Origin of the sequence: Sphingomonas sp. DC4900 (genome assembly GCF_049896485.1) — a bacterium.
Lineage (GTDB): Bacteria > Pseudomonadota > Alphaproteobacteria > Sphingomonadales > Sphingomonadaceae > Sphingomonas > Sphingomonas aquatilis.
On sequence record NZ_JAFCUK010000022.1, the window covers coordinates 1 to 13,519 of the forward strand.

At 64.1% G+C, this 13,519-nt stretch carries 13 protein-coding genes and 1 pseudogene; 9 read left to right on the plus strand and 5 right to left on the minus strand.

Going from position 1 to position 13,519, the window contains the following annotated elements; all coding sequences use genetic code 11:
• Positions 1-40: 40 nt before the first annotated feature.
• A complete protein-coding gene (locus ACP690_RS16970; RefSeq protein WP_426261785.1) occupies positions 41-724 on the minus strand; it encodes an enoyl-CoA hydratase/isomerase family protein in 684 nt (227 codons plus the stop codon).
• Between the two features lie 98 nt (positions 725-822).
• Positions 823-1,719: a LysR substrate-binding domain-containing protein gene (locus ACP690_RS16975; RefSeq protein ID WP_426261784.1), complete on the minus strand. Its 897-nt coding sequence runs from the start codon at positions 1,717-1,719 to the stop codon at positions 823-825.
• 97 nt (positions 1,720-1,816) lie between these two features.
• On the opposite strand from ACP690_RS16975, the gene ACP690_RS16980 reads away from it, so the two are divergent.
• The 4 genes from ACP690_RS16980 to ACP690_RS16995 are packed head-to-tail and all read left to right on the plus strand — an operon-like array spanning position 1,817 to position 4,629.
• Positions 1,817-2,452, plus strand: a complete 636-nt coding sequence (locus tag ACP690_RS16980; protein WP_426261783.1) for a glutathione S-transferase family protein — start codon at positions 1,817-1,819, stop codon at positions 2,450-2,452.
• Positions 2,453-2,476: 24 nt separating this feature from the next.
• On the plus strand, positions 2,477-3,151 hold the full coding sequence (locus ACP690_RS16985) for a peroxiredoxin-like family protein (protein WP_426261782.1): 675 nt from the start codon (positions 2,477-2,479) through the stop codon (positions 3,149-3,151).
• Between the two features lie 50 nt (positions 3,152-3,201).
• A complete protein-coding gene (locus ACP690_RS16990) occupies positions 3,202-3,918 on the plus strand; it encodes an SDR family oxidoreductase (RefSeq protein ID WP_426261781.1) in 717 nt (238 codons plus the stop codon).
• A gap of 24 nt (positions 3,919-3,942) precedes the next feature.
• On the plus strand, positions 3,943-4,629 hold the full coding sequence (locus tag ACP690_RS16995; protein WP_426261780.1) for an SDR family NAD(P)-dependent oxidoreductase: 687 nt from the start codon (positions 3,943-3,945) through the stop codon (positions 4,627-4,629).
• A 250-nt stretch (positions 4,630-4,879) separates the two neighbouring features.
• On the opposite strand, the gene ACP690_RS17000 is transcribed toward ACP690_RS16995, so the two are convergent.
• Positions 4,880-6,514 (minus strand): alpha/beta hydrolase family protein, encoded by a 1,635-nt coding sequence (locus ACP690_RS17000; protein WP_426261779.1) that lies wholly within the window; start codon positions 6,512-6,514, stop codon positions 4,880-4,882.
• 127 nt (positions 6,515-6,641) lie between these two features.
• Here ACP690_RS17000 and ACP690_RS17005 point away from each other — a divergent pair, with 127 nt between their 5' ends.
• Positions 6,642-7,433 carry a LytTR family DNA-binding domain-containing protein gene (locus ACP690_RS17005; RefSeq protein ID WP_426261778.1) on the plus strand — a complete coding sequence of 264 codons (792 nt, stop codon included), beginning with the start codon at positions 6,642-6,644 and terminating at the stop codon, positions 7,431-7,433.
• Positions 7,434-7,770: 337 nt separating this feature from the next.
• On the opposite strand, the gene ACP690_RS17010 is transcribed toward ACP690_RS17005, so the two are convergent.
• Together ACP690_RS17010 and ACP690_RS17015 are read right to left on the minus strand one after the other, a co-directional pair.
• A protein-coding gene (locus tag ACP690_RS17010) for an IS5 family transposase (protein WP_426254431.1) occupies positions 7,771-8,480 on the minus strand; the annotation gives its coding sequence in 2 pieces (ribosomal slippage) (positions 7,771-8,150 and positions 8,150-8,480; 711 coding nt in all).
• A 112-nt stretch (positions 8,481-8,592) separates the two neighbouring features.
• The gene (locus ACP690_RS17015) at positions 8,593-9,372 is read right to left on the minus strand and encodes a hypothetical protein (RefSeq protein ID WP_426254430.1); all 780 of its coding nucleotides are present in this window, start codon (positions 9,370-9,372) and stop codon (positions 8,593-8,595) included.
• A 522-nt stretch (positions 9,373-9,894) separates the two neighbouring features.
• On the opposite strand from ACP690_RS17015, the gene ACP690_RS17020 reads away from it, so the two are divergent.
• From ACP690_RS17020 to ACP690_RS17035, 4 genes and pseudogenes are all read left to right on the plus strand, one after another.
• Entirely contained in the window at positions 9,895-11,025 is a 1,131-nt protein-coding gene (locus ACP690_RS17020) for a hypothetical protein (RefSeq protein WP_426261777.1), read from the plus strand.
• A 243-nt stretch (positions 11,026-11,268) separates the two neighbouring features.
• A pseudogene (locus ACP690_RS17025) lies at positions 11,269-11,443 on the plus strand (integrase core domain-containing protein); the annotation flags it as partial.
• A gap of 219 nt (positions 11,444-11,662) precedes the next feature.
• A complete protein-coding gene (locus tag ACP690_RS17030) occupies positions 11,663-12,244 on the plus strand; it encodes an ANTAR domain-containing response regulator (protein ID WP_426261787.1) in 582 nt (193 codons plus the stop codon).
• Entirely contained in the window at positions 12,241-13,461 is a 1,221-nt protein-coding gene (locus ACP690_RS17035) for a CmpA/NrtA family ABC transporter substrate-binding protein (RefSeq protein WP_426261776.1), read from the plus strand. The genes ACP690_RS17030 and ACP690_RS17035 overlap by 4 nt, the downstream gene beginning before the upstream one ends.
• Positions 13,462-13,519 lie beyond the last annotated feature (58 nt).

Genomic DNA, 13,519 nt, shown 5'->3' on the forward strand with positions numbered 1-13,519 from the left:
ATCCCGATCTCGCCGCCTGACACACCGCCAAGCGAACAGCCTAGAACACCAGGATGAGGGGTCCCTTTTCGACGCCGATCACCCCGCTAACGGGGTCCCTTTTCCACGCCGATCCACACTCGTGTGCGCGGGCGAGCAGGCGGTCGGCCGGGACGATCTCGTTGACCGCACCATAGTCCCTCGCGGTCTCGGCATCGAGGATCTGCCGGGTCAGCAGGAAGTAACGCCCGCGCACCGAACCGATCACATGCGGCCACAGGATGTGAACGCCGTCGCCGGGCACGATGCCGAAGTCGAAATGGGGTTTGTCCTGAAAAACGGTGTCGGGGGTGGCAAGGACGATGTCAGCGAGCAGGGCATATTCACTGTGGAGCAGCACCGGACCGTTGAGTGCGGCGATCACCGGCACCTCGATGTCGAGGATGTTCGACAGTATCTTGCGACCCTCGCGGAGAATTTTGTCATACCCCTGCGGCGTGAAGAAGTCGAAGCCGTCCGGGTCGATCGCATCCATAAAGGCGTCGCCCGATCCGGTCAGGATCACCGCGCGGGTATCGCGGTCCTCACCGATCTGATGGAACAGCTCCACGAAATGTTCGTGGGTGTGCCCGTTGAAGACGAGCTTGCTGCCATCGGTGTGCAGCGCGACTTCCAGCACACCATTGGCCTTGCGGGCCAGGCGGGCATTGGGAAATGCATCGCGATAGGTGTCGAACTTGGCCATGGTGCTGATCCTTGATCCTGGCGCGACCGGGGTGGTCGGCATGACGATCAGCTAGGCCATTGAGCGCGGAAGCGGACGACGGCGTGTGGCGATAAGGCTTATGCCGGTCGGGAATAGACCTCGTCGAGCGCGGCTTCGACGAAGCTTGCAAACGCACGGGCTTTCGCGCTGGCCATGCGCCCCGCCGGAAATACCGCCCAGAGATCGATCGGCGGCAACGACCAGTCGGTCAGCACACGCCTGATCCGCCCATCGGCCAGTTCGGGACCGAACATCCAGTCCGACCCGATCGTCAGTCCCATGTCGGCCAGCACCGCCGCGCGCAGGCCCTCCGCCGCATTGACTCGGACCCGTCCGTGCACGGTCACGGACGCCTCTGTACCGTCCCGTGTAAAGGACCAGACGTCGGTCAGCTGGCTGTAAATGATGGTCTCATGAGCGGCGAGATCGGCCGGGCTCTCCGGCTCACCAGCGTGTGCCAGATAGCCGGGCGTCGCGAACACCGAGCGTCCACCCGTAGCCAGCTTGCGCGCGACGGCCGCAGAGTCGGGCAGATTGCCCATCCGCAACGAGACATCCACGCCTTCCGCGACCAGATCGATCACGCGATCGTCCAGGATGACGTCGATTTCGAGATCGGGGTGATCGGCGAGAAAACGCGGCAGCAACGGCAGCACGTAAAGCCGGGCAAAGGTCGTCGCAGCCGACACACGAAGGCAACCAGACAGTCCGGCACCCGCACCGCGAGCAGCGAGGTCCGCCTCGTCCGCCTCGCGCAGGGCCGCCTTGGCGCGTTCGTAAAACCGCAGCCCGGCCTCCGTCGGCGTCAGTCTGTGGGTGGACCGCATCAGCAGGCTGACCTGCAGCCGCCCTTCCAGTTGCGCGATCGTCTTGGACACGGCGGGCTGACCGACATTGAGCTGGCGCGCGGCGGCCGAGAACGAACCGGTTTCGACCACTCGCACGAGGGTCGCCATTGCCTGATATCGATCCACGCTCATTCCTCCTGGGAATGAGCGTTATCGCTCATGGCCTGCTGCCATGTCCAGCGGGAAGACAGCATCTGTTCCTCACACCGCCGAGGAGCCCTCCATGATCAACGTCTATGCCTTTGCCACCCCCAACGGCATCAAGGTGCTGATCACCCTGGAGGAACTGGGGCTCGACTATACGCTGCACGGCATCAACGTCCGCAAGGGCGAACAGAAGGATGCCGCGTTCGTCGCGCTCAATCCCAATGCCAAGGTGCCGGTGCTGGTCGAAGCGTCGGCCGATGGCGAACGCTTCGTGCTCACCGAGTCCGCCGCGATCCTCGTCCATCTCGCCGAGACGACCGGCCACCTGCTGCCCGAAAGCGGTGAACACCGTGCGCGCGTCTTCGAACAGCTGTTCTTCCACGCCTCTGCGCTCAGCCCGGCCTTCGGCCAGGCCGGCTTCTTCCAACGCCTGGCCGCCGAGCCGCAGCCGATCGCGATCGACCGCTTTGCCATGGAAGCTCGTCGGGTTGTGTCGGTCCTGAACGGTGTGCTGTCCGAGCGCCGTTTCATCGCCGGGAGCGAATTCAGCATCGCCGACATCGCCCACTACGGCTGGCTTTGGCGGCGTGAGTTCGCCGCGATCGACCTCGACGATGCGCCGCACGTCGCCCGCTGGTTCGCCGAGATCGATGCCCGTCCCGCCGTCCAGCGCGCGATCGCCCGCGTCAACGCCCTTGTTCCCTCTGCCTGACCTTCATTCCCGAGGAGAAGACCCATGACCCTGCAAGCCAAGCTCGACGCCTTCAAGACCGACTTCGAAGCCGGCAAACCGCCTTATAACGTCCCACCATCGGTCATCGAGACGATGCACCGCGCCACAGCCGAACTCATCGCCAGCGGCGCAGCGAGCCGCGCGTTAAAGGCGGGCGATGAGGCACCGGCCTTCACTCTTCATGATCCCGACGGCCAGCCCGTCTCCTCGGCGGAACTGCTCGTCCAGGGGCCGCTCGTCGTCAGCTTCTATCGCGGCGTGTGGTGCCCCTATTGCAACATGGAGCTGCAGGCGTTGCAGGCGGCATTGCCGGAGTTTGAGGCGCTCAGCGCGAACCTTGTCGCCATCTCGCCCCAGACCGCCGTCAACAGCCGCAAGTCGGTACGCCAGAACGCGCTCGGCTTCCCGATTCTTTCAGACCCGCACAACGACGTCGCGGCCAGCTTCGGGCTGCGCTTCGAAATGCCGGACTATCTGGTCGACCTCTACAAGGCGCTGAAGAACGATCTACCCTCGTTCAATGGCGATCCGAGCTGGACGCTGCCGATGCCCGGCCGCTTCGTGATCGGGCAGGACGGCACCATCCTCTATGCCGAGGTGAACCCGGACTATACGCGCCGCCCCGAGCCCGAGGACATGCTGCCAGCGCTCCGCCGAGCGGCCAGCGTCGCCGCCTGAACGATCGGCCCGGTCGCCATCGCGACCGGAGCTTCCCGACGGAGCATTCCATGTCCCGCACCTTCCTCGTCACCGGCGCCAGCAAAGGAATAGGGCTCGCGCTGGCCCACCGTCTGGTCCGCAACGGCCATCACGTCGTCGGCATCGCGCGTGGTGACGCCCCGGACTTTCCCGGTACGCTCGTTCAGGCCGATCTGGCGGAACCGCAGGCTACCGAGAGGACGCTTGCCGGACTGACGAAGTGCAGCGCGTTCGACGGGGTCGTCAACAATGTCGGGCTGGTCCGTCCACAACCGCTGGGCCGGATCGCTCTGCCGACGTTCGAGGAGGTGCTTCGTGTCAACCTCCATCCGGCACTTCAGACGGTGCAGGCGCTGCTGCCCGGCATGAGCGCCCGTGGCTGGGGCCGCATCGTCAACATCACCAGTCTCACCGTCCTCGGCGCGGTCGATCGGACCGCCTATGCCGCTGCCAAGGCAGCGCTGGCGAGCTTTACGCGCAGCTGGGCGCTCGAGCTGGCGATGACGGGCATCACCGTCAATGCCGTGTCACCGGGGCCGACCGAAACCGAACTGTTCCGGGCCAATAATCCCCCGGGTAGCGATGGCGAACGCCGGTACCTGGCGAACGTGCCGATGCTCCGTTTCGGCCAGCCGGACGAGATCGCCGCAGCGATCGCCTTCGTGCTGTCGGACGATGCCGGGTTCATCACCGGTCAGACGCTGCACGTCGATGGCGGAGCCTCGATCGGCAAGGCCGCGTTCTGATTGCAAACACTATTGGAGACAATCATGACCCAACAGACCGTTCTTGTCCTGGGCGCCTCCCGAGGCCTGGGCTTCGCGCTTGCCAAGGAATGGCTTAGGCGGGGGTGGCACGTCATCGCCACCGCACGCGGCGCGTCCGACGCACTCGACCGCCTGAGCGAGCGACATCCAGGGCAACTCGACGTCGAAACCGTCGACATCAATGACGGGGACGGCGTGCGCGCACTTCATGGCCGGCTGCGTGATCGCCGCCTCGACGTGCTCTTCATCAACGCGGGCATCGCCCGTGCGATCGAAGCGAGTCCCGCCACCGCCAGCGAGGGCGACTTCCTCGACATGATGCTGACCAACGCCTTCTCGCCTGTCCGCGCAGCCGAGGCCCTGCATGACCTGGTTCCTGAGCGCGGGACCATTGCCATCATGACGTCCGAACTCGGCAGCATCGCCAATGCGAACGGCGGATGGCAGCTTTACTCATCAAGCAAGGCCGCGCTCAACATGCTGATGAAGGGATATGCCGCCAAGAATGCGAACGACGGCCACACGCTTCTGCTCGTCGCACCGGGCTGGGTGCGGACCGACATGGGCGGCAGCAATGCGTCCCTTTCGGTCGAAGAAAGCATTCCGCTCGTTGTCGACATGATCGAGGCCAACCGGGGCAAATCCGGGCTTCGCTATGTCGATCGCTTTAATAAGACTTTGCCTTGGTGACGAGACGCGCGATTGCCCTACCGCATACGCCTTTTTTGGGAGCATCGCCCGATCGATGAGCGGTGAGACCCACTTGCGGTCATTCACGGCTCGCTATCGGTATTCCAATTCCGGCCATTCATTCCTCCGAGCCCTTAGCCGAGATAGCCGCGAGATGCCGCCATCACGGGTCGGCCTTCCCTGAGAAAATCGAGAAACCGCAAAGCCTTGGCATTCCCAAAATCCCGTTCCATGCGGCTAAGGACGAAGACTATTCCAACCCCGTGCACGTTCCTCCGAGCCGTTGCCCGCCCTGCGGTGCGCTATAGCCGAGCTCTCGTCCACCATGTTTGGCAATCAGATAGCGCAGGCGCTGGTTTGCACTTGATCCGGCATCGAGCACCCACGCCTCCACCCGGCCTGTCGGCGTCATCACCGCTTCGGTTCCTGTGACGGCGACCGTGAACGCACCCAAGCCGCGATCATATTGGTAGAAGGGTAACGTGAAGCGCTTCCCCCGAGCCAGCGGCATCGCGGCGAAGGTCGGTCCGAACAGATTGCCGTCCCAAACGGGGGGCACCAAAGCCTGATCGATCGTCACGCGGTTGCCTTGGCGATCGAGCTTGTACCCGGTGACGCGATCCGGTTCGTAGGACAGTTCGGCGTGGGGTTTGCCGTCGCGCGTCGTCGTCAACGAGATCGGGCGCAAGGTGCGCGCATCGAGCGTGAAAGCATCACGCAGATCGAACCGGCCGTTTGCGAGACGCTGATGCACGACGATCCGCCAGATCGACCGCCCTTCCAACCTGTCCTGCCGAACGGACTGCAGCGTCGAACCGATTACGGGATAGCCCTCGGCCGATGATCCGACGATGGCATAACAGGCCGTATAGGGCCGTAACCGCGTAGCATCGGGCATGACCGCCAGCCCCGGTCGGCCTAGCTTTTCGACAAAGAACCGCACCACCTGCGCGTTGAAACGGGTATGAAATTTCGCGCGGTCGAAGCCCTGCGCGCTGGCGCAAAGCAGGGGCATAGTCGCAGGTTCGGCGCATGGGGCCAGAAAGTCGAAATGCCCTGCGCCGGGAACGGCATGGAACTCGGGCTTGTTCGGCAATGCAAAGCGAACCGCATCTGCCGACGATGGCGCCGGGAGGATCTGGTCGTTGTCAGCCCGCCAGAGCTGCACCGGGATGCGCACGCCGTCCAGCCCGCTACGGTCGAAGGTGAAGCCGATCGCCGGTGCCGCGACGGCGATCGCCCTGATGCGCGGATCTGTCATCGGCGGCCAAGCGCTCGACAGCGTTCGGGGCTGGGACTTCAGGAGAGTGCATACGAAGAAGGTGGGATGCTGCGCGCAGTGATCGACAAACCGCGTCATGTCCGGCCTCCCTCCGGCAGCCGCCAGAACCGTGAAGCCACCGGCCGAGAAGCCGAAGGCGCCGATACGATCGGGGTCGATGGCGGCGCGCCCCGACCAGCCCTGCAACATGTACGATATGGTCGCACTCAGCGCGGGAGGACGCCCTTCGATGCGGGTTGCCCGGCTATTGTCGCGCCAGTTGTCACCAGGATGGGTGAGTGCGGCGACGATGAAGCCGGTGCGTGCGAGCGCCACGGCGGTGTCGACGTGACCGGCGTAATCGCCTCCGGTACCGTGGGAGATGACGATCAGCGGATGCTTGCCGCCCGGAACGGCCGCATCGGGCACCACATCCTGCGCGTAAAGGCCGAGCCGCTGGCGAACGGGCGTCCCGGTTGCGGGATACCAGATGCCCACCTCGGTGCCGTCCCCCGTCACCTGTCGCTCGAAACCCGCCTGCGCTGGCCGGGCTTCGGCCGGGGAAGACACGAACGCAAGGGAGAGGATGGCAAGGGCTAGTCGCAGGGACATGACGAACTCCAAGGTGGCGCCCCTTGGATGACCCAAGCCAAACGCTTGGCGAAAGCTGTCTATTCGCGAATGGGCGAATGGGTACGCCAGTCGGCAAACGGGCTTCGCTCGCCCTCCCAACCGGGGTAGAAGATGCTGCGTGACCCAACTGCCCGCCTTCTTCAGCTCCGACCGGCGTTCGATCCTGCTCGCGGTGCAGTGGGTCGGCCTAGCCGTTATCGCCGGAATCCTTCTCGCGATCCTCGGGCCGTTCGGCAGCTACCTGAATGGCGGCCCCCTACGCCTGTTCGGCTACTGGATCGGCGCAATGCTGCTCGGCCTGCTGTTCTATGGCCCGGCATACAGGATCGTCGCCATCTCGACCGTTACCGGCTCGCGGGCGTGGTGGCTCGCCCTGATCGTGGCGAGCGTGGTCGCCAGCATGCCCGAAGCGCTGGCGACACGAATGCTGGCGTTCCGATTGTGGCCCGATCTGGCGCGGCTCGATCTTTCACCGGGACCATGGTTCGTGCAGACGGCCACGATCGGTGTGGTCGCAATGACGAGTGTCGGCCTGGCCCAGCGCCGCGCGCTTTCTGCCTCCCATGATGATCGCAAGTCATCGCCCTCGGCTGCTCCGATCACGGCACCGCTCGGCGGGGACGTGCTGGCACTGCAGATGGAAGACCATTACGTCCGCGTCCATAGGCCGGCCGGTTCCGAGCTGATCCTGATGCCGCTCGGCCGTGCCATTGAGGCGGTCGAGACCGATGGCCTACGGACACATCGATCTTGGTGGGTCGCGGCACATGCCGTCGCGGCAGTCGAGGGAAATGCCCGCTCCATGCGTCTCCAGCTATCCAACGGCTTGGTCGCACCCGTTGCTCGATCCGCTGTTACCCATCTCAAGGCGGCCGGGTGGATCAAGGATTCGGAAGGTGGCGCCGCATAATGACAGGCAAGCATCTGTCGTTCCGGCCTGGGAACGGCAGGTGTTGGGCGGTATTTCGTCCAATGGACCGTAACGGCAAAAGGACCCAGTTGTGGACATTCCGCGCTATCGTTCCCGTTCTCGCTTTCAGCCGTCTATTCATCCCGTCGACTGAGCGTCGCATTGCCCGCTGATGCTTCACTCGACGGCAAACCGCCCGGTTCGCGAAGGTAGTCTGTGCAGGCCTGCGGCTGCCGTCGCCGCCTGAGGCTTCGGCCGCGGCTCGAGTCGGCGAGATGCGAAGGTCGGCAAGCCTTCGTCAGAAGGGTAATTTTCACCGCTGGGCTAGGGCTGGGACTCACAACCACCAAGCGATGATGGCGGCGAGGCTGATGGCGGCGGCGTAGGTTGCAGCGAGCTTGTCGTAGCGGGTGGCGACGGGTCGGAAGTCTTTAATGCGGCCGAAGGGGTGCAGGTTCTTGCGGCGAGGTCCGTTCGGGATGACAGGCGTGGTGCCGCGGGCGATCAGCAGGCGACGAAGCGCGTCGCTGTAGTAGGCTCGGTCGGCGGCGAGCGTGTTGGAAGCGGGCAGCAGGGCGACTAGGTCTGCCGCGACTGGCGCGTCGCCGCGCTGGCCGGGCGTGATCGTGAAGGCGATCAGTCGCCCACGGCCATCGACCAGCGCGTGCAGTTTGGTCGTGGGGCCGCCTCGCGACCGGCCTATGGCGTTGGCGTGAGCCCCCCTTTGCCGCCGGTTGCCGAGCGGTGCGCCTTGGCCCATGTGCTGTCGAGCATCAGTTCGGTCGATGGACCACCCGCTGCTGCCAGCGTCTCGAAGGCACGCTGCCATACGCCCTTCTGCGCCCAGCGCACCCAACGGTTGTAGAGCGTCTTCTTCGGACCATAACAGGCAGGTGCATCCACCCAGCGACCGCCGCTCATCAACACATGCACGATGTCCGAGATCACCCGTCGGTCATCCACTCGCGCTACACTCCGTGTGTCGGTCGGCAGCAACGGCGCCAATCGACCGAACTGCTCCTCGCTTAGCCAAAATTCGCCTGCCATGATCGCTCTCCTCAAAGAGCTTGAATCACATCAGCCCCGGCGCGTGCATCCATTTTATGGGCCTCAGCCGTAGACGAACCACTTAGATCGAGCGTTGACCTCAGCGAACTTTTCAAATGGGATTTATAGAATTTCCGTCATGGGGCACATCACGATCGACTGAACTCTCGATGCGCTCCTGAACCCTTTTAATCAGTTCGGGTGAGAAGCCTCGGTTAGTGGCGACGATGAAGCGGTACTCATTGAGGTACATTCCGCAAATCGCCCTTACCCAATAATCTTCGGCGGCGTCACGGTGGTCCGCGCCGAATACGCCGGCCTTCACAAACGCGTCCGTGTCTGAAAGCGTCTGCATTACGTAGCACAGGAACAAGAAGCGACGAACAAATTCAATGCCGTCCGCCTTCCCCTCGTTCGTTGAAAGATTTTTGCCCATTTGCTTCTCTAGCCAGTCGATGATCTCGGGATCATTGCGTAGGAAGTAGGTGCAGTCTTCAGTGGAACGGAAGCTTAGATTAATGGCCTGCCATTGCGAAGTAATCGACTGCTGCGCCTCGGCCTTGGCGGATTTCTGGCTGAGGGTTTTGATCTCGTCGGCTACGCGTCGGGTCACATCGACGGCCCACGCGGCCACGACGAGCGCAACTGCGGCGAACGGCAGCGAGTAGTACTGGGCCGAATCCCGTAAGTAGGCTGGAAAGGCCGAGGGCGTCCCACGCACTTCATTAGCGTCGAAGAGATCGGCAACCCAGAGCGAGAGAGCACAGCCTGCCCCAAGCAGCAGGAGCACGGTGATGAACGTTCGCCAACGTCTAGTGATCGACACGATCCGCGGATGACGACGTGAGCGCAACGCCACTGTCACGATGGCTGCGGTTGCGGCAGGGTTCAATGCAGCCGCTCCCTGCAAGCTGCCAAAACGATTGGCTTTAGTTGATCGGCGTGTTGCAGCGCAACTGCCTCAACCGTGTGCTCAACATTTTTGCGGTCGACCATTCTCCGCCCCCCGGGAAGTTCCGACATCCTGAACGCACAACCAAGACTTGTCGATGACTATTTGATCACGCGGGAACTGATTGTCCCACTTTCATCATCCTGACCCAATAGTCGACACTCGCATGCCCATTCCGCCTTCCCAAGTTCGGCCGCTCGTTCATGTCGAGGAACGCGGGTCGGAATAGCTTGGTTTGGGACGAAGCCGCCATTCCGGTGAGAGCGGCGAACAACGGCTTTCGACGAGAGCGGCTGCTCCCGTCGAGCGTAGATGTCACCCGCGCCACGCGATGCTCACCGCAAGGTCGAGACCTGCATCGGGGCTCGGGAAGGAACTACCAGCGACGGCCTGGAGCGCGACCGTGCCGTCCGGCGGCACACGGCGCCTTCCCTTAACGACCAGGCGACCTAAATTACCCGCATGGTTCAGGATAATACACTTGAGGCAATCTCCCGGCTGTATCTGCCGCAGCAGCATTGGGCCGCTGTCGAGAGCAAGATTCTCCACCAGAACGAGGCGCTCGCTGCACCGATCGTCCCGGCCGATCAACTGCAGCAGGTGGCGGTATCGCCGAGCCTGCTCGCGTTGTCGGATGCGATCGGCAATCTCACGCACCAGCTCGTGCTCGACCGCCCAATCTATTGGTGCATCACGCGAGCACGCGTCGTGAACGCGATGATCGCGGGCTACCGCTCACCCGACATGTATTGCGTTGTCATCGCCGAGGGCGCGCTCGACACGATCCTCAATTTCTGCGCGGCGATCATGGCGAGCGAGCCGCTATTCCGGTTCCTCAGCGAGGGTATCGATCCAGTCGATGAGATGAAGCCTCCCGAACGGTCGCGCCGCGAAGCCTGGATGCATATTAGCGCCGAAGCCGACAGCCGAGTGACCGACGAGAATATGGTGAGGTCGTTCCTTCTCACCTTCATCGCCAGCCACCTCCTGATGGCGCATGAGATCGGGCACCTCGCGGGCGGGCATCTGCCGCTTTATACGGGCAGCTTCACCGCCGAAGCGGACGGCTCCGGCCGGCCCAACTTGGCCGAGAGCCGCACCCTCGAGCGCGACGCGGACGCACTGGCGGCAGGGGCAACCTTATATCTGCTCGGCAATTCGGACTTTGTGGCAAGTTGGGGCGATGTCCTCAAGGAGCGCGAGGCCGGGATGCGGTACTTCCTGACCACGGCCTATATTTTCTTTTCGGTGATGGACCTGTTCGGACCAGAAGATCCGTTCGCCATTGAGCGCACCCATCCCCCGGCTTTGGTGCGTGTCGGTGTCATGTCGACGATGGTGTCACTGCTGCTCGACAATTTCGGCGGCTATACGAAGGATGAAGCATGGGAACTGGCGCGCCGCTCGATTCGTGCCGTGGAAATCGCGGTGATGGAGCTGGGCGGCGGCATGATGACGGCCGAGGAGATCGCGTTGCTCGACGCCGATCTCGAGCGCAATTTCAAGGAGCATGCCAATGTGTGGCCTGCGCTCAGCGCCCGGCTGGATCGCGGCCATCTCGAGAAGTATTGGTGGTCGCAAGGGCTGCGGTAACTGGGGCGCCCAGGCGGCCGGCCGGTTTGCACGACCTGAACGGCGGGTTCCCGTAGAAGCTGACGCTCACATCAACAGCCCTGAATGTCTTGAGTTGGTTGCGAGCTGCCGCTCTGCCCTTCTGTCCTGGCGACCCACAACACGACATTCAGCGGTCATTTCGCACTCCCCAACTTCGGACAACCATTCATGTTCGCCGACGCCTCGACCGGCGATGGTGGAAATGGCGAGAATTGGGATGACCACGGTCGCCCGCGGGACGAGCACCTGAACACACTGGTTCCTGTCCGTCGAAGACGCGCGGGCTAAGATCGAGGCCTGGCGGCGGAACTACAATGAGAGCCGCCCTCACACTTCGCTTGGCTGGCTGACGCCGGTCGAATATGCTGCTGCCGCGGCTAACATCGCGGCCGAATGAACGCCGGAAACTCATTCTCAAACTGGATGAGAAGCCAGGGGACCCTCAACACCAGCCCCTGAATCCTGTCATGTCTGGTAGAGCTTTGGGGGCACGTCAGCAGCATGACGCAACGTGACGAAGGCGCTTGAGCGTCGCTCCGCAATCACGACGTCTGCTGGATCGCAGTTTGACGTTCGCAGATGCAGCAATCAGAGTGGCGATCGGGAGGATAAGATCCTGCGCATCGTGATCATCGACGACACGGGTCTGCGCGCGACCGTCCTGGAGGAGGGGCTGCGCGAGGCGGGCTATGACGACATCCATGTCGTGCCACCACGAGGCGCCTTCGTCGCCCGGCTGGAGCGGATGGCGCCCGACGTCGTGCTTATGGACCTGGGCGATCCCAGCCGCGACACGCTGGAGGAGATGCTGGTCGTCAGCCGCGCGCTTGCGCGCCCGATCGCAATGTTCGTCGACCGGTCGGACGAGGCGATGATCGGCGCCGCGATCGACGCCGGCGTGTCGGCCTATGTCGTCGACGGGCTGCGCAAGGAACGGGTGAAGCCGATCATCGACCTCGCCATCCGCCGCTTCAACGCCTTCGCCCGCATGCAGGCCGCGCTGGACGAAGCGACCACCGCGCTGGCCGACCGCAAGACCATCGACAAGGCGAAAACCATCCTGATGACCAGCCGCACCCTGTCGGAGCCCGATGCCTATGCGCTGTTGCGCTCGACCGCGATGAACCAGAACCGCCGCATCGTCGACGTCGCCGAAGCGCTGATTACCGCCTCCGGCCTGCTGGGCGGCGGCGCATGACGCCGCTGTCGATCGCCTTCCTGCCGCTGACCGACAGCGCGGTGCTGGTCGCCGCGCGGGAGAAGGGCTTCGCCGCCGATCGCGACATCGACCTGACGCTGGTCCGCACGACGTCCTGGGCGACGGTGCGCGACCGGCTGGTCTTCGGGCAGGTGCAGGCCGCGCATATGCTCGCGCCACTCGCCATCGCGGTGACGCTGGGACTGAGCCAGCATCCCGCGGCGCTGGCCGCGCCATTCAAGCTGAACGTCAACGGCAATACGTTGGTGATGGCGAACCGCTTCGCCGCCGCGCTCGACCCCGATGTCGAGCGGCGCACCGCCGATCCGCTCGGCACCGCGCACGATTTTGCCGCCGCGATCGGGCTGCATCATCGCAAGCCGGTGATCGGCGTGGTCCATCGCTTCTCCAGCCACGCGCTGATGCTGCGCTATTGGCTGGGCTATGCGGGTATTGACGCCGATCGCGACGTGGCGCTGCGCGTGCTCCCGCCGTCGCTAATGGTGGAGGCGCTGCGCACCGGCGAGATCGACGGTTTCACCGCGGGCGAGCCCTATGGCAGCGTCGCGGTGGCCGGCGGCTTGGCCGAAACCGTGGCGCTGGGCCCGCGCATCTGGCAGCGCGGCGTGGAAAAGGTGCTGGCGCTGCGGCGCGACTGGATGGAGGCGAACGCCGACACGGTCGACCGCCTACTCCAGGCGCTCGCCGCCGCCGCCGCCTGGTGCGACGATCCGGCGAACCGCGACGAGCTGGCCGCGCTGCTCGCCCGCGACGACTATGTCGGCCAGTCGGCGGCGCATATCCTGCCCGCGCTGTCGGGGCGGCTCGTCCTGCGCGCCGACCGGAGCGCGGTCGACGTGCCCGATGCCTTGCTGTTCCATCGCGAGGCGGCGGGTTTTCCGTGGCGCAGCCAGGCCTTGTGGATCTATTCGCAGCTCGTCCGTTGGGGCATGATCGGCGCCAGCCCGGAGCATGAGCGCCAGGCTGCGGAGGTGTTCCGCTCCGACGTGTACCGCCGCGCGCTGGGCGAGACGGGCGAGCCGATGCCGGGCGCCAGCCTGAAGCTGGAGGGCGCGGTGACGCAGCCGATGGCGGTGGGCGGGCATCGTGGTGCGCTGACGCTCGGGCCCGACCGGTTCTTCGACGGGGCGGTGTTCGATCCGGCGGACGTGGCGGGCTATCTCAGCCGATATCGCGCGGGCGGTTCCAACGCCTGATATTTTGCACTTGCGAAACGATCGGACTTCGGTCAGCTTTCGCATCTGACCCGCGATG